This window comes from Modestobacter sp. URMC 112 (assembly GCF_053502575.1).
On sequence record NZ_CP199957.1, the window covers coordinates 1,757,465 to 1,775,273 of the forward strand.

Genomic DNA, 17,809 nt, shown 5'->3' on the forward strand with positions numbered 1-17,809 from the left:
GGCATCAGGGTCGCTCCGGATCGGCGGGGACCGACCACCGGTCCCCGGTACGACGAAGCCGCCGACCCCCGGCCACCCCTGTGGGTGACCGGCGGTCAGCGGCTCGGTCGGGTGGGGGCTTCATCGCTTGCGCGACCATAGTTGCCCCACTCAGTTGCGGACGCGCGCCTCGCCGTCCGTCTCGATGATGTCGGCTGCGAGGTCGCGGAGCTTGTCCTCGTACTCACGTGCGTGGTGTCCACAGAAGACGAGGTCGCTCCCACTGGGGAGTACCACTCGCACCTTGGCCAGAGCACCGCAGCGGTCGCAGTGGAAGGGAACGACGAGTTCATCGGTGGGCGGGGTCGTCGTCAGCGTCTGGGTCATCTGGCTCATCACTCGCTCTCTACCGCACGGACCCGCGACTGCGGATCGGCCTCCTGCACAGCGCCAGGATGGCCCCTCGTGTTCCCGTTCCGGCACCCGATGCACACTGACTCGCCGAAAGAGATGCGGTCGTGACACAACTGGTGCGAGTGGAGCGGTTCAGCAGGGGACGTCGCTGGTTCGGAACTGGGTCCGGGTGGTGCACGTACACGTTCGTCGGTGTAACTGGCTCAGCCAGTCGGTGGGTCCGCTGCTGTTCTGACATCGTCCACGCTACGCCGTCTCCCGGGTCGGTGCCGTTCAGCGCCGGGGCGGTCACCCGATGTGGAGGGGTGACGTCACCGACGACAGCGGCCGGCGCCCCCCCGAGGGGGACGCCGGCCGATGGAGGACCCTGCTGATCGGCCCCGTCCAGAGGCTCGCCCCGAGCTTGCGAGGGGTGAGGAGGACGAGGTCCTCCCGTTAGTCGAGGTAGTCGCGCAGCACCTGGGACCGGCTGGGGTGGCGCAGCTTGGACATCGTCTTGGACTCGATCTGCCGGATCCGCTCACGGGTGACCCCGTAGACCTGGCCGATCTCGTCCAGCGTGCGCGGCTGGCCGTCGGTGAGCCCGAAACGCAGCCGGACGACGCCGGCCTCCCGCTCGGACAGCGTCTGCAGGACGCTGGTCAGCTGGTCCTGCATGAGCGTGAAGCTGACCGCGTCGACGGCGACGACCGCCTCGGAGTCCTCGATGAAGTCACCGAGCTGGCTGTCGCCCTCGTCGCCGATGGTCTGGTCGAGGCTGATCGGCTCCCGGGCGTACTGCTGGATCTCCAGCACCTTGTCCGGGGTGATGTCCATCTCCTTGGCCAGCTCCTCCGGGGTGGGCTCGCGGCCCAGGTCCTGGAGCAGCTCGCGCTGGATGCGGCCGAGCTTGTTGATGACCTCGACCATGTGCACCGGGATGCGGATGGTGCGGGCCTGGTCGGCCATGGCGCGGGTGATGGCCTGCCGGATCCACCAGGTGGCGTACGTGGAGAACTTGTAGCCCTTGGTGTAGTCGAACTTCTCGACCGCGCGGATCAGGCCCAGGTTGCCCTCCTGGATCAGGTCCAGGAACGCCATGCCGCGGCCGGTGTAGCGCTTGGCGAGGGAGACGACCAGGCGGAGGTTGGCCTCCAGCAGGTGGTTCTTGGCCCGCTCGCCGTCCCGGACGATCCAGTTGAGGTCGCGGCGCATCTGCGGGGAGAGCTTCTGGCCCTCCTCCTCGACCTGGCGCAGCCGCTCGGCGCCGTAGAGGCCGGCCTCGATGCGCTTGGCGAGGTCGACCTCCTCCTCGGCGGTGAGCAGTGCGACCTTGCCGATCTGCTTGAGGTAGGCGCGGACCGAGTCGGCCGAGGCGGTGAGCTCGGCGTCCTTGCGGGCCTGCCGCAGCGCCTCCGACTCCTCCTCGTCGTCCCACTCGAACTCCGGGCCCTCACCCTCGGGCTTGTCGCCCTCGACCGCGTCGACGACGGCCACGCCGTCCTTGCCGGTGACGACCGACTCGTCGAGCTTCAGGCCCTGCGAGCCGGCGTCGACGACCGCGACCGTCCCGCCGTCGCTGGACACCGCGGTCAGCACGGTGCCCTCGCCGGTGCCGGGGGAGGGGGAGGGGGTGATGCTGGGCTTGCGGGCGCCGGTGGTCTTCTTCGGTGCGGAAGGAGCCTTCTTGGCCGCCGCCTTCTTCGCGGGGGTGGCCGGGGAGACCGGAGCCGTGGACTGCGACGGGGCGGCCGAACGGGCGGCGACCGTCCTCCGGCTGCTCGTGCTCGTTCCGGCGACTGCTTCCGGTCCTGGCTGGTCGGCGGGCACTCAGTGTTCCTTCCCGTACTGCGGGTGCGTTCCTCGGGGACCGCGTGGCCCGCGGGCAACGGCCCCGGAGCGCCTCCGGGTGCAGATCCCCGTCCGACCAGCACGGCGTTTGACCGGGTTGGAGACGGGGGATGACCTGCTGGCTGGGGGTGCGGCGAGGTGGGTCCCGTTCATTGTAACGGCGCTGACGTGCCGGTCCACCGGTTCAGGTCTGCCCCGTCCGAGTGGACTCCGCCTCCGGGGTGGCCCGGCGAGCCCGTCGTGGACCCACCGGGTGGTTCGTCACCCAGCGTCACTGCCCGATGCGCTGCTCCGCCGCGAGGGCCGCTCCGACGATCCCGGCGTCGTTCAGCAGCTCCGCGGCGACCACCCGGGTCCGGGTGGACAGCAGCGGGACCCACTTGGCCGCCTTCTTGCTCACTCCGCCGCCGACGATGATCAGGTCGGGCCAGATCCCCCGCTCGAGGGTGTCCAGGTAGCGGTCCACCCGCTTGGCCCACTCCGGGTAGGACAGGTCCTCACGCTCGCGGGCCGCGGCGGACGCCCGGACCTCGCCGTCCTGGCCGTCCACCTCGATGTGCCCCAGCTCGGTGTTGGGCACCAGCGTCCCGTCGATGAACAGCGCGCTGCCGATGCCGGTGCCGAAGGTCAGCATGAGCACCAGGCCGCGCTCGCCCCGGCCGGCGCCGTACTCCATCTCGGCCAGCCCGGCGGCGTCGGCGTCGTTGAGGGTCTGCACCGTGCCGGGGATGACCGCCTCGAGCCCCGCGGCCATGTCCGTGCCGATCCAGCTCGGGTCCATGTTCGCGGCGGTGAACGCGACACCGTGCTTCATCACCCCGGGGTAGGTGACGCCGATCCGGCCGGTCCACCCGAACCGGCCGACGATCTCGCCCACCACGCCGTACACGGGCTCGGGCAGGGCCGGTTGCGGCGTGGGGATCCGCACCCGCTCCCCGACCAGTTCGCCCCTGTCCAGGTCGACCACGCAACCCTTGATGCCACTGCCGCCGATGTCCACTCCGAAGCCCTGCACGCGGACAGGCTAGTGACCGAGCGGGTCGGCCGGGAGCGACTCGGGCAGGATCGCCCACCGTGACCACCCCACCGCCTCCGGACGCCGCACCGGACCTGCCCACGGAGCTGTTGGCCCTGGCGCGGGCCGCCGCCGAGGAAGCGGCGCTGCTCGTCGGCGCCGGGCGCGCCTCCGCGGCCGACCAGGTGCACACGAAGTCCAGCTCGGTGGACGTGGTCACCGCCGTGGACAAGGCCAGCGAGGAGCTCATCGTCCGGCGGCTGCTGGGGACCCGGCCCGACGACGGCCTGCTGGGCGAGGAGGGCGCCGAGCGCGAGGGCACCAGCGGGGTGCGCTGGGTGGTCGACCCGATCGACGGGACGGTGAACTTCCTCTACGGCTTCCCGGCCTACGCCGTCTCCATCGCGGCGGAGGTGGACGGCCGCACCGAGGCCGGCGTCGTCCTCAACGTCGCCACCGGCGAGCTGTTCACCGCCGTCCGCGGGCGGGGCGCCTGGGTCACCGCGCCCGGGTCGGCGGAGTCACCGCTGACCGGCAGCTCGCCGGCCGACCTGGCGCACACCCTGGTGGCCACCGGTTTCGGCTACCGGGTCGAGCAGCGCCGCGCGCAGGGCGCCGTGGTCGCCGGGCTGCTGCCCGAGGTGCGCGACATCCGCCGCAACGGGTGTGCGTCGCTGGACCTCTGCGCCGCGGCCGCCGGCCGGGTCGACGCCTACTACGAGCTGGACCTCAAGCCCTGGGACCACGCCGCAGGCGCGCTGGTGGCCGCCGAGGCCGGCCTGGTCCTCATCGGCACCGGCGGGCGCCCGTTCGCCGAGCCGATGGCGGTCGCCGCGGCGCCGGCCATCGCCGGGCCGCTGGTCGAGCTGCTGGAACGCCTGTCGGAGGGCCCCGTCCCCCTCACTCCTCGCTAGCTCGGAGCGAGCCTCCGGACGGGGCCCTCAGGGCTCGCGGCGGGCCCGGGGCGCGTGGCCCCGTGCAGGGTCCCGACGCGAGCTTGCGAGCGGTGGGGGGCACGTGGCCCCCGGGCAGGGTCCCGACGCGAGCTTGCGAGCGGTGGGGGGCACGTGGCCCCCGGGCAGGGTCCCGACGCGAGCTTGCGAGCGGTGGGGGGCACGTGGCCCCCGGGCAGGGTCCCGACGCGAGCTTGCGAGCGGTGGGGGGCACGTGGCCCCCGGGCAGGGTCCCGACGCGAGCTTGCGAGCGGTGGGGGGCACGGGGGTCCTTCTTCAACAGGACGCCGAGGCGCTCGCCGCCGGGGCCAGGATGGTGGCGACCTCCTCGGGGGCGGTCAGCTGCTGGAAGTCCGGCCCCAGGACGACGTCGACGATCGCGGTGGCGCGGGTGTCGGGCCGGTCGCCGATGCCCGCGAGGTGCACCCGCACGAACTCCGCCGTCTCGGCGCCGCGCGGGCCGTAGCGCAGCTCACCGACCCCGGTGACCTCGAGGTCGGGGTTGGGGTCGTTGCCGATCTCGGAGACGGTGAACCCGCGGCCCTGCAGCGCCTCGGCGACGGTGGTCGCCAGCCCGCCGGTGGTCGTGGCGTTGAAGACCCGCACCGTCACCGTCGCCGGGTCCAGCGACGGCGGCGCCTGGGCCGCCGACGTGCACGCGGCCGCCTGCGCCTGGTCCATCGCGGCGTCCTGGCGCAGCACGTTCCACCACACGGCGAGCGCGGCCAGGGCCAGCACCAGCAGGAAGATCAGCGCGGGCACCGGACGCCGGCCACTCCGGGCACGCGCCGGCGTCCGGTCGCTGGACTCGCTCAACGGTGCGCTCCGCTCGGAGGGCCGGCGGTCGACGGCCGCCGGACTCGCCGGTGGAGGGCTCGCGACCGGCCGGGACGGGGGGCCGGGTGACGCAGCGGACTCTAGCGGCGCCCGGCGGGGCTAGAGCGCACCGTCCAGGAGCGCGGCGCGTCCCCGCTCCACGCACGGACCGATGCGCTCCGCGTAGCCGGTGATGTCCTTGCCGGCCATGGCGCCGGCCGCCGAACGGGCCACGATGCCGGCCACGATCGCGGCGAACTTGAACCAGGCGAAGGCGACGTACCAGTTCAGCGCGTCCAGGTCGGCACCGGTGGCGCGGGAGTACCGCTCGGCCAGCTCCAGCCGGGTCGGGAACCCCGGCAGCGTGCTCACCCCGGGGACGCTCGCCGTGGTCTCCCCCTGCTGCGGCCAGTAGACGAACAGCATGCCCAGGTCGGTGAGCGGGTCGCCGAGCGTGGACATCTCCCAGTCCAGCACCGCCCGCACCCGGCCGCGGACCTCCGGGTCCAGCAGGCAGTTGTCCAGCCGGTAGTCGCCGTGGGTGATGCCGGTGCGCCGGGTGACCGGCACGCTCGCAGCGAGCCGGGCGGCGAGGTCGTCCAGCTCGGGCCGGTCGGTGTCCCGGGTGGCCTCCCACTGCGTCGTCCAGCGCCGCACCTGCCGCTCCAGGAAGCCCTCGGGCCGGCCGAAGTCGGCCAGCCCGACCGCGGTGGGGTCCACCGCGTGCAGCTCGCCCAGCACGTCGATCAGCCCGTCGGCGATCTCCCGGCGCTGGGCCGGCTCGTCGGCGTACCCGGGGGGCAGCTCGGCGACCACGTGCACGCCGACCACCCGCTCCATGACGTAGAACGGCGCGCCGAGCACCGCGGTGTCGGTGCACAGGTGCAGCGTCCGGGGGACCGGCACCGGCGTCCCGGACAGCGCGGAGACCACCCGGTGCTCGCGGACCATGTCGTGTGCGGTGGCCAGCACGGCGCCGGTCGGGGGACGGCGGAGGATCACCGCGTCATCGGCCGACCCACCCGAGGGCGTCACCACGTAGGTGAGGTTGGACATGCCGGCCGCGATCAGCTCCACGTCCACGGCACGCCATCGCTCGTCGCCGAGCGCCTCGGCCAGGTAGGGGCCCACGACGGCTGGATCTGCTCCCACGATGCTCGTCATCGGCGGCAGGGTAGCCTCTGGCGCTCCGTGCCGGAGCGGCCACCGCCCAGCCCCAGGTGTGGGCACGTCCGCGCCGGGCACAAACCGGACGCCCGCTGCGTTGGGTCGCTCGCCGGTGTGGGTGCGCGGGGGCACCAGGCCGGGTCCGGCAGCCGTCCGACCCTCCATCGCGAGGCCGGCGGGGACGGACGACGGGCCGGGCCGATCCCGGCGACAGACATCCGGCCGCCCCGGCGGCCGGTACCACCGCAGGCGTCCTCCGCGGCGCCCGGCGGCAGACGAGCGGGCCGCGGCCCGCGACACGAGAGAGAAGGGGCACACCATGGCCACCGACTACGACGCCCCCCGACGCAACGAGGCCGACGAGCTCGGCGAGGACTCCCTGGAGGAGCTCAAGGCCCGCCGGGCCGAGGCCCAGTCGTCCTCGGTCGACGTCGACGAGACCGACTTCAACGAGAACCTGGAACTGCCGGGCGCGGACCTCTCCAACGAGGAGCTGACCGTCCGCGTGCTGCCCAAGCAGGAGGACGAGTTCACCTGCTCCCGCTGCTTCCTGGTGCACCACCGCAGCCGACTGGCCGCCACCCGCGGCGACCAGCTGGTCTGCCGGGACTGCGCAGCCTGAGGAAGGACCCCCTTGCCCCCCACGCCTCGCAGGCTCGGCGCGGGACCCTGCAAGGGGGCCTGACCCTTGCCCCCCACGCCTCGCAGGCTCGGCGCGGGACCCTGCAAGGGGGCCTGACCCTTGCCCCCACGCCTCGCGAGCTCGGCGCGGGACCCTGCAAGGGGGCCTGACCCTTGCCCCCCACGCCTCGCAAGCTCGGCGCGGGACCCTGCAAGGGGGCCTGACCCTTGCCCCCACGCCTCGCGAGCTCGGCGCGGGACCCTGCAGCGGGGCCGGGGTGGGGCCCTCACCGGGCTCGACCGCAGTCCTCCGCCTCCGATGAAAGGCGACCGATGACAGTGCACGGCTCTCCGCCCGGACCGCCGCGCGACGTGCCCCCGCCGCGACCGGTGGGCCCGCGGCCCGGGACGCCCCGTCCCGACGACGTCGAGCCCACCGGCGTGGGTGCGGCAGCCCGCGCCCTGGCCGACGCGGTGGCCGGGCTCCTCGGCCGGGACCCCGCCGCGGACCCCTCGCGCTCCGGGGGCCGGGACGGCGGCCGGTCGACCGCCGGGGTGCTGGCCGACGTCGTCTCCGCCGTCGCCGCCGCGGCGCGCTCGGCCGGCGGCCGCGGTGCCCCGGCCGGTGCCGCCCCCGGCCGGGGCGCCGGCCGGCTGGCGCCCGGTGGGCTGCTCACCGACCTGCTGGACGCCGCCGCGCCGGCGCTGCCCATCCGCGACCGGGCCCGGCTGCAGGCCGCCCACCCCGGGCTCACCGAGCAGGAGATCGCCGACGCCCTGGTCGCCCGGGCCGCCCGGCTCACCGGTGCCGTCGGCGCGGCGACCGGTGGCCTGGCCGCCGCCCAGTGGTTCGCGCCCCCCTCGCTGGTGGCGTTCCCCCTGGAGATGGGTGCCCAGACGGTGCTGGTCGCCGCCGTCGAGGTGGTGCTCATCGGTGAGCTCCACGAGCTGTACCGGCGTCCGGCCCCCGGCGACCCCCGGGAGCGGGCGAAGGCCTACCTGACCAGCTGGACGACGCAGCGGGCGGTGGGCACCGCCGGCTCGGGCGGGCTGTTCTCCCGGCTGGGATCGGCGGGTGCCCAGGCGCTGCGCCGCCGGGTGACCCGCCGGCTCGCCGGCAGCGCGACGTCCTTCGCCCCGCTGCTGGTGGGGGCCACCCTGTCGGCCCGCAGCAACCAGCGGGCGACCGCGTCGCTGGCCGAGCAGGTGCTCGCCGACCTGCGCGCCGGCCTGCCGCCGGGCCCCCCGCCGGGCACGCCCGGAGGCGGCCGGGCGGGCTAGCCTCGCGCCCGTGTCCGCACTCCTCCCGCCACCGTCGCCCGGGGAGCCCCCGGCCCCTGCCGCCGTCCCCGCTGCGGGGGCCTCGCCCGCGCAGCTGCCGGCGCCGGTGGACGTGCCGGTGCGGCTGACCACGCCGGACGCGGTCCTGCCCGGCTACGCCCTGCCCGGTGACGCGGGCGCGGACCTCACCCTGGCCGAGGACGTCGTGCTGGCCCCGCACCAGCGCGCCCTGGTGGGCACCGGGGTCGCGGTGGCCATCCCGGAGGGCTACGCCGGGTTCGTGCACCCCCGCTCCGGGCTGGCCCACCGGCTCGGGCTCAGCCTGGTCAACGCCCCCGGCACCATCGACGCCGGCTACCGCGGCGAGATCAAGGTGAACCTGGTCAACCTCGACCCGGCCGCGACGGTCCGGCTGCACCGCGGTGACCGGGTCGCCCAGCTCGTCGTCCAGCCGGTGGTGCGGGCGCGCTTCGTCCCGGTCGCCGACCTGCCGGTCAGTGACCGGGGGACCGGCGGCCACGGCTCCACGGGCGGCGCGGCCGGGCTGTCCGCCCCCTCCACCGTCGAACCACGTCCCGAAGGGCAGGCCTGAGATGCCGATCGGCCGCCGGCGCAACCGGATCGACCGCAGCCTCCGCGAGCGCGGCGTCCCTCCGGAGCCCCAGGTCCGCGAACGCGAGGTGGCGGCCACCGAGGGGCCCTGGGACGTCGCGGACGCCCCCGACGACGGCACCCCCCGGATCGACCTGGGCTGCCTCCGGCTGCCCGCCGTGGCCGGGATGGAGCTGCGGGTCGACGTGAACCCGCAGCAGCAGGTCGTCGGCGCCACGCTGCGCTACGGGGACTCGCTGCTGCAGGTGTCGGCGTTCGCCGCGCCGCGTGCCGCGGGCATCTGGGACGACGTCCGGGTCGAGATCGCCCGCAGCGCCAGCGGCCAGGGCGGCTCGCTGAAGGAGGTCGAGGGCCCCTTCGGTCCCGAGCTGGCCGGCCACGTGCTGCTCGCGCCGCCGGTGGCCCCGGGCAGCCCGCCGGCCAGGCCGGTGCGCCGGCCGGCCCGCTTCATCGGCGTGGACGGCCCCCGGTGGTTCCTCCGCGGCATGATCAACGGCCCGGCGGCCGAGACGCCGGAGGCCGCGGCGGTGCTCGAGGACGCCTTCCGGGCGATCGTGGTGGTCCGGGGCGACCAGCCGATGCCGGTCCGCGACCAGCTGCCGCTGACCCTGCCGCCGCAGGCCGCCGAGCAGGTGGCCCGCCAGCAGGCCGCCCGCGCCGCCGGTGGCGCTCCCAGCAGCACGGCTCCCGGCGGGGCGGCTCCCGGCGGTGCGGCCGGCGGCGGCCCGGTCCCGGGCGGGCGGGCGTGACCCCGACCCGGCACGCCTACGGACCGGGCCCGGCCCAGTTCCTCGAGCTCACGCTGCCCGAGGGCGGGGAGCCCGCGCCCGTCGTGGTGGTGCTGCACGGGGGCTTCTGGCGGGCCAGGTACGACATCGAGCTGGCCCGGCCGCTGGCCGCCGACCTGGCCGCCCGGGGATGGGCCGCGGTGGCCGTGGAGTACCGCCGGGTGGGCGGCGGTGAGGGCGGCGGCGGGGGCTGGCCGGAGACGCTCCAGGACGTCACCGCGGCCATCGACGCCCTCCCCGACCTGCCCGGCGCGCGACGGCTGGACCTGTCCGACGTCACCGTCGTCGGGCACTCCGCGGGGGGCCACCTCGCCGCGTGGGCGGCCGGCCGGGCGCGGCTGCCCGCCGGTGCCCCGGGGAGCGACCCCCGGGTGCGGGTGACGGCGGCGGTGCTGCAGGCGGGGGTGCTGGACCTGGTCCTGGCCGACGCGCAGCGGCTCGGCGACGGGGCCACGGCCGACTTCATGGGCGGCGGGGCCGACGCCGTCCCCGACCGGTACGCCGTCGCCGACCCCGTCCAGCTGCTGCCCACCGGCGCGGACGTGCTGTGCGTGCACGGGACCGCGGACACCGCGGTGCCGACCGGGCACAGCGAGCGCTACGCCGCCGCCGCGACCGCGGCCGGGGACACCGTCGAGGTCGCCCTGCTCGACTGCGACCACATGTCCCTCATCGACCCGGCCGGGGCGGGGTGGGAGCGCGCGCTGACCTGGCTGTCGGCCCGCCGCGGCGCCGGTCCCGACCGCACTACCCTGGTGTCGTGACCGAGACCAAGGCCCGCGGCTGGCTGTCCCGCAGGCTGCAGAAGCTCACGGCGGACGACCACGCCATCGACGCGGAGGCGCTGCAGTCCGACGTCGCCACGTCCGGGTGCGAGCCGGTCAGCGCCTGCCGGAAGGGCGAGGTGGTCACCGTGACCGGCCGCCTGAGGTCCGTCGTCTACACCCCGCGGGAGACCGTGCCGACCCTGGAGGCCGAGCTGTTCGACGGCTCGGGCTCGGTCACCCTGGTGTGGCTGGGGCGCCGGCGGATCCCCGGCATCGAGCCCGGCCGCACGCTGACCGCCCGTGGCCGGTTCGCCGCCTTCGACGGCCGCCGGGTCATCTACAACCCCTGGTACGAACTGAGCGCCGGGTGACGGGCCCGCAGTGAGGGCCCGGCGGCCCCGGGGGAGGGCGTCGTGAGCGACGCCGTGGACCGCAAGCCCTTCGACCGGCACATGGTGCTGGAGCAGCTCGGCGGCTGGCGCGGCATGCTCGACGCGACGCTGCCGACCGCCGCGTTCGTGGTGGCCAACTCCGTGGCCGGGCTGACCGCCGGCATCTGGGCGGCCCTCGTCTCCGCCGTCCTGGTCTTCGGGCTGCGCATAGTCCGCCGGGAGAGCGTGCAGCAGGGGGTCAGCGGCCTGTTCGCGGTCGCCGTCGCGGTCGCGATCGCCTGGCGGACCGGGGAGGCGCGGGACTTCTTCACCCTCGGCCTGATCCGCAACGCCGGCATCGGGGTCGTGCTGCTCGGCTCGATCCTCGTCCGCCGGCCGCTGGTCGGTGTGGTCGCGGAGTTCCTGGCGCCCAGCCACCTCGGGACGCTGGCCGCGCACCGGCTGCCCTCGCTCCGCGGGCGCCGGTCCGGCGGGGAGCGCCCGGCACCGGTGACCACCCCGCCGGAGGGCGCCGAGCGGGAACCGGACGCCGAACCCGAGCGGCACTGGCGCGAGGACCCGCGGCTGGTGCGCGCCTACTCCTGGCTGACCGTGCTGTGGGCGTCGGTGTTCCTGCTGCGGGCCGGGCTGACCTGGTTCTTCTACGTGCGCGACGACGTCGAGCTGCTGGGCGCCGTGTCGCTGGTGCTCGGGCTGCCGGTGACCGCCGTCCAGCTGCTGATCACCTTCTGGGTGGTCGCCCGCCTGCACCGGCACCGCACCGCGGAAGGACCCCGTCCGGAGACCGGGGCCTAAGGGCGCTCGCTGCCCACCATCTTCTGCAGCTCCTCCTCGATGTCGCCGTGGGTGACGAAGAGCAGCTCGTCGCCGGCCTCCAGCGGCTCGTCGGCCTCCGGGGTGATGACCCGGTCGCCCCGCAGGATGGTGGTCAGCACCGTCTCCCGCGGGAGGACCAGCTCCCGCACCGGCCGGCCCACCCACGGGGTGTCCTCGGCCAGGGTGATCTCCACCAGGTTCGCCGCGCCCTTGCGGAAGCTCATCAGCCGGACGACGTCGCCCACGGTGACCGCCTCCTCGACGAGCGCGGCCAGCACCCGCGGGGTGGAGACGGCGACGTCCACGCCCCACGCCTCGGTGTAGAGCCACTCGTTGCGGGGGTCCTTCACCCGGGCGACCACCCGGTTGACCGCGAACTCGGTCTTGGCCAGCAGCGAGACCACCAGGTTGGCCTTGTCGTCGCCGGTGGCGGCGATGACCACGTCGCAGGTGGCCAGTTGCGCCTCCTCCAGGGAGCTGACCTCGCAGGCGTCGGCCTGGACCCACTCGGCGCCGGGCACGGTCTTGGCGCGGACCTTGGCGCCGTTCTTCTCGATCAGCATCACGGCGTGGCCGTTGCTGAGCAGCTCCATGGCGATCGACCGGCCGACTGCTCCGGCGCCCACGATGGCGACGCGCATCAGTGCTGCCTCCTCTCGGGGGTCTGCTCCACGGCCTCGTGGACGCGCGCGGTCAGCTCGTCGGTGACCGCCACCACGAGGTGGTCGCCGGTCTGCAGCACGGTGCTGGGGCTCGGCAGCTGCGCCTCGCCGAAGCGGACCATCCAGGCGGCACGCGCGCCCGAGGCGGCCTCCAGCTCGGACAGCGGCCGGCCCACCCAGGCGTCGGTCACGGTGACCCGCATCAGCAGGACCTGGCCGGTGGGCTCCCGCCACAGCTCGCTGACCTTCACCGACAGCAGCTCGCGCATCAGCCGGCTCACCGTCCAGGGGACGGTGGCCACGCTGGGGATGCCCATCCGCTCGTAGACCTCGGCCCGCTTCGAGTCGTAGATCCGGGCGACGACGTGCTCTACGCCGAAGGTCTCGCGGGCGACCCGGGCGGCGATGATGTTGGAGTTGTCGCCGCTGCTCACCGCGGCGAAGGCGCCGGCCGAGTCGACGCCGGCCGCGAGCAGCGTCTGCCGGTCGAAGCCCAGCCCGGTCACCTGCCGGCCGCCGAAGTCCGGACCCAGCCGGCGGAAGGCCTCCGGGTCCTGGTCGATCACCGCGACGCTGTGCCCGATCTCCTCGAGCCGCCGGGCGATCGCCGATCCGACACGCCCGCAGCCCATCACGACCACGTGCACGTGATCCACCCCGCTGGTTGCTCGTCGGTCCCGTCGCCGGCCCGGCGGACCGCCGGGCCGTACAGCGCGCGAACGTACACCCGCGCGGCGACACGACGCTCCCTGTGAGGGACGTCGCCCCGTGGCGTGCTCCGGGACGCCACGGCGACCGTACGATCGCCCGCGTGCCGACCCTGTCCGACCTCGGACAACTCCCCAAGCGCCTCGTCCTCGGCCGCCCGGTCCGCAGCGACCGGGTCGGGGAGTCGCTGCTGCCCAAGCGGGTCGCGCTGCCGATCTTCGCCAGCGACCCGCTCTCCTCCGTCGCCTACGCGACGCAGGAGATCCTGATCGTGCTGACCCTGGCCGGGACGGCGTTGTTGTACCTCGCGCCCTGGCTGGCCCTCGCGGTCGTCTTCCTGCTGGTCACCGTGGTGTTGTCCTACCGGCAGGTGGTGCACGCCTACCCCTCCGGCGGGGGCGACTACGAGGTCGCGATGAAGAACCACGGGCAGTTCGCCGGCCTGGTGGTGGCCAGCGCGCTGCTCACCGACTACGTGCTGACCGTGGCCGTCTCGGTGTCCGCCGGCACCGACAACATCATCTCGGCGTTCCCGACGCTGAACGAGCACCGGGTGCTGATCGCGGTCGTGCTCGTGGCGCTGCTGGCTGCGGCCAACCTGCGGGGGCTGCGGGAGTCGGGGAGGACCTTCGCCGTCCCGACCTACCTGTTCGTCACCGGGATCCTGGTCATGGTCGTCACCGGGCTGGTGCGCTACTTCGTCACCGACCACACGCTGGTGGCGGAGAGCGCCGGGTACACGATCACGCCCGAGCCCGGCTACGCCCAGCTCACCGGCATCGCGCTGGTCTTCTTCGTGCTGCGCGCCTTCGCCTCCGGCTGCACGGCGCTCACCGGGGTGGAGGCGATCGCCAACGGCGTGCCGGCCTTCAAGCCGCCCAAGAGCCGGAACGCGGCCACCACGCTGGCGCTGATGGGCGGGATCGCGGCGACCATGTTCGCCGGGGTCACCGCCCTGGCGCTGATCTCGGGGGTGAAGTACACCCAGTTCACCTGCGACCTGGAGGGCTTCGCCGGCGACTGCGAGACCGACCCCCAGCGCACCGTCATCGCGCAGGTCGCCGCGGCCGTCTTCGGCGGCGACACGTCGATCGGGTTCTTCTACATCCAGGCGGCGACCGCGCTGGTGCTCATCCTGGCCGCCAACACCGCCTTCAACGGCTTCCCGCTGCTGGGCTCGGTGCTGGCGCAGGACCGGTTCATGCCCCGCCAGTTGCACACCCGGGGCGACAAGCTGGTCTACAGCAACGGCATCCTGCTGCTCGCCGGGTTCGCCGCGCTGCTCATCGTCGCCTTCGACGCCGACTCGACCCGGCTGATCCAGCTCTACATCATCGGCGTCTTCACCAGCTTCACCATCGGCCAGTGGGGCATGGTCCGGCACTGGAACAGGACGTTGCGCTCCACCGACGACCCCCAGGAACGCCGCCGGATGCGCCGCTCCCAGGTGATCAACACCGTCGGCGGCACGGTGACCACCGTCGTCCTGGTGATCATCGTGCTGACCAAGTTCACCCACGGCGCCTGGCTGGTCATCCTGGTCATGCCGGTCATCTTCTGGCTGATGCGCTCGGTCAACCGGCACTACTCCCAGGTGGCCGCCCAGCTGGTGCCCGACAGCGACGCCCGCACGCTGCCCAGCAAGGTGCACGCCGTCGTGCTGGTCTCCAAGGTGCACAAGCCGACGCTGCGGGCGCTGGCCTTCGCCCGCGCGACCCGCCCCGACGAGCTCACCGCGCTGACGGTCAACGTCGACGACGAGGACACCCGGGAGCTGCAGGCTGCCTGGGACCGCTACGACATCCCGGTGCCGCTCATTGTGATCGAGTCACCGTTCCGGGAGATCACCCGGCCGGTCGTGGACTACGTCAAGGACATCCGCCGGGCCAGCCCGCGCGAGCTGGTGGTGGTGTTCGTGCCGCAGTACGTGGTGGGGCACTGGTGGGAGAACCTGCTGCACAACCAGAGCGCGCTGCGGCTGCGCACCCGGCTGCAGTTCCAGCCCGGCGTGATGATCACCAGCGTGCCCTGGCAGCTGGAGAGCTCGGTGGGCCGGGACGGCGACGGGGGCGGCGGCCGCCCGGCACCCGGCGACCTGCGGCGCGGGCTGACCACCGAGGTGGAGCAGACCCCCTATGGCTGAAGGACCACCCTTCCCCCCACGCCTCGCAGGCTCGGCGCGGGACCCTGAAGGGCGGCCGGCTCAGGGCGGGCCCCTGCAGCAGGGCCATCCGGGCTCGGCGCGGGACCCTGAAGGGCGGCCGGCTCAGGGCGGGTCCCTGCAGCAGGGCCGGGCGGCCAGGGAACCGACCGCGGGCGGCTGGGTCGGGCGGCGGTTCGAGGTCTCTGTCGAGTCGGTGGCTCACGGAGGGCACTGCGTGGCCCGGCACGAGGGGCGGGTGGTCTTCGTCCGGCACACGCTGCCCGGTGAGCGGGTGGTCGTGCAGGTGACCGAGGACCGGCACCCCAAGTACTGCCGCGCCGACGCCGTCGAGGTGGTCGAGGCGCACCCCGAGCGGGTGGAGCGGCCCTGCCCGTACTCCGGCCCCGGCCGCTGCGGCGGCTGCGACTGGCAGCACGTCGCGCCGGCCCACCAACGGCAGCTGAAGGCCGACGTGGTGACCGAGCAGTTCGCCCGGCTCGCCGGCCTGGACGTCGCCGTCCCGGTCGAGGAGCTGCCGGGCGGGCCGCTGCGCTGGCGGTCCCGGGCCCGGTTCGCGGTCGACCGCGCCGGACGGCCCGGCCTGCACCCGCACCGGTCCCGGGAGGTGCTGCCGCTGGCGGACTGCCCGATCACCATGGAGTCGGCCGCCGGCGCGGTGCTGAACCGGACCTGGCCCGGCTCCGGAGCGGTGGACGTGGCCGTCGACTCCGAGGGTGCGGTCACCACCACCCGGCTGGACCGGCGGGGCCACCCGCAGTCGACCCGGGTCGTGCCGGCGGGGGAGCACCGCGCGGTGGAGACCTCCGGGCGGGCCGCCCGCCGGGCCTGGGACCGGGACTGGCAGGTGGAGGGGACCGGCTTCTGGCAGGTGCACCCCGGCGCCGCCGACGCCCTGGTCGGCGCGGTCGCCGGCTACGCCGCGCTGATGAGCGGCGAGCGTGTGCTGGACCTGTACGCCGGGGTCGGGCTGTTCGGCGGGTCGCTGGCCTCGGCGGTCGGTCCGCAGGGCCGGGTGGTGTGCGTCGAGGCCGACCCGGCCGCCTGCGCGGCCGCCGACGCGAACCTGGCCGACCTGCCGCAGGCCGAGGTGTGGCAGGGCGACATCGACGCCGAAGGTGTCACCGGGCTGCTGGCCGAGGTGGGCCGCGTGGACGTCGTCGTGCTGGACCCGCCCCGGGCCGGTGCCGGGCCGGCGGTCAGCCGGGCACTCGCCGCGGCCGGGCCCCGGGCGGTGGTCTACGTGGCGTGCGACCCGGCATCGTTGGCCCGGGACGTCGGCGTCCTGGCCGGGGCCGGCTACCGGCTGGCCGGGCTGCGCGCCTTCGACTGCTTCCCGATGACCGCGCACGTGGAGTGCGTCGCGCTGCTGCTCCCGGCGTGAGAGCCGCCGGTCGTCAGCGGACGGTCAGCGCGCCCACCAGCAGGACGAGGGCGACCGCCACGGCGGCCAGGGTGCCGGCGAGGGCGGCCCTCACCTCGGCGGCCCGCTTCGGGTCTGAGGGGATCCCTGGGTACCTGCGCATGTCGGACGCTCCCTGCAACTGCCGCTCCACCCCGACGTGGACGGGAGGGCACCGTAGCCCGCGCGCACGTGCCCTGCCCAGGGGTTCCGGCCTGCCGATCGAGACGGCCCGGCGCGGTCGGTGCCGCAGGACCTGGTGTGAGCCGGGTCGCAGGTGGTATCTCCCCGCCATGTCGAGCAGCGAGTACGTGATCGGACGGCGCGCGGGCGCGAACGGCCAGCCGGTCGGGGAGGGCCACGCCGTGCTGGCCCGGGCGACCGCCAAGGAGGCGCCGTACCAGGCGGAGTGCGGCGCCAAGGTGACCGTGGTGGTGGGCGACTGGCCGCCGGCGGACGGCCCGGAGGAGCACGCCTGCCCGGTCTGCTGCCGGGACACCGGAGCGCCCTGGGGCTGACCCCGCCCGGGCATCACGCCCCGGACAGGGCCTCCAGGTGCCGCCCCAGCTGGTCGCGGAGCGAGTCCGGCAACGCCGGCGCCGGCGGCCGGACCGCGGCCTCGGACAGCAGCCCGCGCCGGCGCAGGCACTCCTTGCGGATCGCCAGGCCGATGCCGGGCTGCTGCTCGAAGGCGATCAGCGGCAGGTGCGGCAGGAACGCCGCCCGGGCGGCGGGGAAACCGCCGTCCCGCCAGGCCGACACACAGGCGACCAGGCCCTCGGGGAAGGAGTACCCGGTCATCGCCCCGGCGGCCCCGACGGCGAGCTCGTCGAGCAACCCGAGCCCGCCGAGCCCACCGAACACCGGCACGGGCAGGGCGGCGGTCAGCGCGGCGACCGCCGCGGCCGTCGGTGGCGACTCAGCCTTGACCGCCGCGACGAACGGCAGGCCGGTCAGCGCCCGGACCAGCTCCGCCGTGCTGATCCGCACGCCGCTGGCCACCGGGTAGTCCTGCACCACCACGGCGGCACCAGTGGCGTCGTGCACCGCCTGCAGGTGCGCCCGCACCAGCTCGGCGCTGGGGGAGTGCACCTGCACCATCACCGCGGCCAGGCGGTCCCCGACCGCCTCCTGGACGAGGCGGACCTCGTCCAGGAGGGGGGCGGTGTCCAGCGAGGTCGCGCCGACGACCATCGGCACGTCGACGGCGTCCACCACCGTGGCCAGCACGGTGCGGCGTTCGGCGGCCGACAGGCGGGCGGCCTCCCCGAACACCCCCAGCACGGTCAGCCCGGTGACGCCGGCGGCCTCGGCGTGCCGGGCCAGGGTGACGATGCCGGCAGGGTCGAGCTCCAGTCCCGGGCCGCGGAACGGGGTGGCCAGCACCCCCCACACGCCCGGGGTCAGCGACGGGTCGCCCACCCG

The 17,809-nt window shown here is 75.0% G+C and carries 20 protein-coding genes; 11 read left to right on the plus strand and 9 right to left on the minus strand.

The features are described 5' to 3' along the window. Window positions 1-150: 150 nt before the first annotated feature. From ACWIX6_RS08265 to ppgK, 3 genes are all read right to left on the minus strand, one after another. Window positions 151-366, minus strand: coding sequence for a DUF7455 domain-containing protein (locus ACWIX6_RS08265; RefSeq protein ID WP_448616363.1), 216 nt, complete (start codon window positions 364-366; stop codon window positions 151-153). Window positions 367-828: 462 nt separating this feature from the next. Beyond that, window positions 829-2,202 carry an RNA polymerase sigma factor gene (locus tag ACWIX6_RS08270; protein ID WP_448616364.1) on the minus strand — a complete coding sequence of 458 codons (1,374 nt, stop codon included), beginning with the start codon at window positions 2,200-2,202 and terminating at the stop codon, window positions 829-831. Window positions 2,203-2,494: 292 nt separating this feature from the next. Next, window positions 2,495-3,238, minus strand: coding sequence for a polyphosphate--glucose phosphotransferase (gene ppgK, locus ACWIX6_RS08275; protein WP_448616365.1), 744 nt, complete (start codon window positions 3,236-3,238; stop codon window positions 2,495-2,497). A 59-nt stretch (window positions 3,239-3,297) separates the two neighbouring features. On the opposite strand from ppgK, the gene ACWIX6_RS08280 reads away from it, so the two are divergent. Then, window positions 3,298-4,152: an inositol monophosphatase family protein gene (locus ACWIX6_RS08280; RefSeq protein ID WP_448616366.1), complete on the plus strand. Its 855-nt coding sequence runs from the start codon at window positions 3,298-3,300 to the stop codon at window positions 4,150-4,152. A 315-nt stretch (window positions 4,153-4,467) separates the two neighbouring features. Here ACWIX6_RS08280 and ACWIX6_RS08285 read toward each other — a convergent pair whose 3' ends face one another. Beyond that, window positions 4,468-5,007, minus strand: a complete 540-nt coding sequence (locus ACWIX6_RS08285) for a LytR C-terminal domain-containing protein (protein WP_448616367.1) — start codon at window positions 5,005-5,007, stop codon at window positions 4,468-4,470. Window positions 5,008-5,127: 120 nt separating this feature from the next. After that, window positions 5,128-6,171: a phosphotransferase family protein gene (locus ACWIX6_RS08290; RefSeq protein WP_448616368.1), complete on the minus strand. Its 1,044-nt coding sequence runs from the start codon at window positions 6,169-6,171 to the stop codon at window positions 5,128-5,130. A gap of 322 nt (window positions 6,172-6,493) precedes the next feature. Here ACWIX6_RS08290 and ACWIX6_RS08295 point away from each other — a divergent pair, with 322 nt between their 5' ends. The 7 genes from ACWIX6_RS08295 (at window position 6,494) to ACWIX6_RS08325 (ending at window position 11,430) form a co-directional block, all read left to right on the plus strand. After that, the gene (locus ACWIX6_RS08295; protein ID WP_179653302.1) at window positions 6,494-6,796 is read left to right on the plus strand and encodes a DUF4193 domain-containing protein; all 303 of its coding nucleotides are present in this window, start codon (window positions 6,494-6,496) and stop codon (window positions 6,794-6,796) included. A 440-nt stretch (window positions 6,797-7,236) separates the two neighbouring features. Continuing rightward, window positions 7,237-8,076, plus strand: coding sequence for a hypothetical protein (locus ACWIX6_RS08300; protein ID WP_448616369.1), 840 nt, complete (start codon window positions 7,237-7,239; stop codon window positions 8,074-8,076). 10 nt (window positions 8,077-8,086) lie between these two features. Further along, window positions 8,087-8,668, plus strand: a complete 582-nt coding sequence (gene dut, locus ACWIX6_RS08305; protein ID WP_448616370.1) for a dUTP diphosphatase — start codon at window positions 8,087-8,089, stop codon at window positions 8,666-8,668. Between the two features lies 1 nt (window position 8,669). Further along, window positions 8,670-9,437 (plus strand): DUF3710 domain-containing protein, encoded by a 768-nt coding sequence (locus tag ACWIX6_RS08310; RefSeq protein WP_448616371.1) that lies wholly within the window; start codon window positions 8,670-8,672, stop codon window positions 9,435-9,437. Then, window positions 9,434-10,240 carry an alpha/beta hydrolase family protein gene (locus ACWIX6_RS08315; protein ID WP_448616372.1) on the plus strand — a complete coding sequence of 269 codons (807 nt, stop codon included), beginning with the start codon at window positions 9,434-9,436 and terminating at the stop codon, window positions 10,238-10,240. The genes ACWIX6_RS08310 and ACWIX6_RS08315 overlap by 4 nt, the downstream gene beginning before the upstream one ends. After that, the gene (locus tag ACWIX6_RS08320) at window positions 10,237-10,614 is read left to right on the plus strand and encodes an OB-fold nucleic acid binding domain-containing protein (RefSeq protein WP_448616373.1); all 378 of its coding nucleotides are present in this window, start codon (window positions 10,237-10,239) and stop codon (window positions 10,612-10,614) included. Before ACWIX6_RS08315 ends, ACWIX6_RS08320 begins: the two co-directional genes overlap by 4 nt. Window positions 10,615-10,656: 42 nt before the next feature. Next, a complete protein-coding gene (locus ACWIX6_RS08325; RefSeq protein WP_448616374.1) occupies window positions 10,657-11,430 on the plus strand; it encodes a DUF3159 domain-containing protein in 774 nt (257 codons plus the stop codon). On the opposite strand, the gene ACWIX6_RS08330 is transcribed toward ACWIX6_RS08325, so the two are convergent. After that, a complete protein-coding gene (locus ACWIX6_RS08330; protein WP_448616375.1) occupies window positions 11,427-12,092 on the minus strand; it encodes a potassium channel family protein in 666 nt (221 codons plus the stop codon). The two genes, ACWIX6_RS08325 and ACWIX6_RS08330, sit on opposite strands and share 4 nt — an antisense overlap. Beyond that, a complete protein-coding gene (locus ACWIX6_RS08335) occupies window positions 12,092-12,760 on the minus strand; it encodes a potassium channel family protein (protein WP_448616376.1) in 669 nt (222 codons plus the stop codon). Before ACWIX6_RS08335 ends, ACWIX6_RS08330 begins: the two co-directional genes overlap by 1 nt. Before the next feature lie 164 nt (window positions 12,761-12,924). Here ACWIX6_RS08335 and ACWIX6_RS08340 point away from each other — a divergent pair, with 164 nt between their 5' ends. Beyond that, a complete protein-coding gene (locus tag ACWIX6_RS08340; RefSeq protein WP_448616377.1) occupies window positions 12,925-14,964 on the plus strand; it encodes an APC family permease in 2,040 nt (679 codons plus the stop codon). A gap of 136 nt (window positions 14,965-15,100) precedes the next feature. Next, on the plus strand, window positions 15,101-16,366 hold the full coding sequence (locus tag ACWIX6_RS08345; protein WP_448616984.1) for a class I SAM-dependent RNA methyltransferase: 1,266 nt from the start codon (window positions 15,101-15,103) through the stop codon (window positions 16,364-16,366). A gap of 13 nt (window positions 16,367-16,379) precedes the next feature. On the opposite strand, the gene ACWIX6_RS08350 is transcribed toward ACWIX6_RS08345, so the two are convergent. Then, the gene (locus ACWIX6_RS08350; RefSeq protein WP_448616378.1) at window positions 16,380-16,508 is read right to left on the minus strand and encodes a hypothetical protein; all 129 of its coding nucleotides are present in this window, start codon (window positions 16,506-16,508) and stop codon (window positions 16,380-16,382) included. 169 nt (window positions 16,509-16,677) lie between these two features. On the opposite strand from ACWIX6_RS08350, the gene ACWIX6_RS08355 reads away from it, so the two are divergent. Next, window positions 16,678-16,902 carry a hypothetical protein gene (locus ACWIX6_RS08355; protein ID WP_448616379.1) on the plus strand — a complete coding sequence of 75 codons (225 nt, stop codon included), beginning with the start codon at window positions 16,678-16,680 and terminating at the stop codon, window positions 16,900-16,902. Window positions 16,903-16,915: 13 nt separating this feature from the next. On the opposite strand, the gene ACWIX6_RS08360 is transcribed toward ACWIX6_RS08355, so the two are convergent. After that, the gene (locus ACWIX6_RS08360; RefSeq protein WP_448616380.1) at window positions 16,916-17,806 is read right to left on the minus strand and encodes a dihydrodipicolinate synthase family protein; all 891 of its coding nucleotides are present in this window, start codon (window positions 17,804-17,806) and stop codon (window positions 16,916-16,918) included. Between the last annotated feature and the right edge of the window lie 3 nt (window positions 17,807-17,809).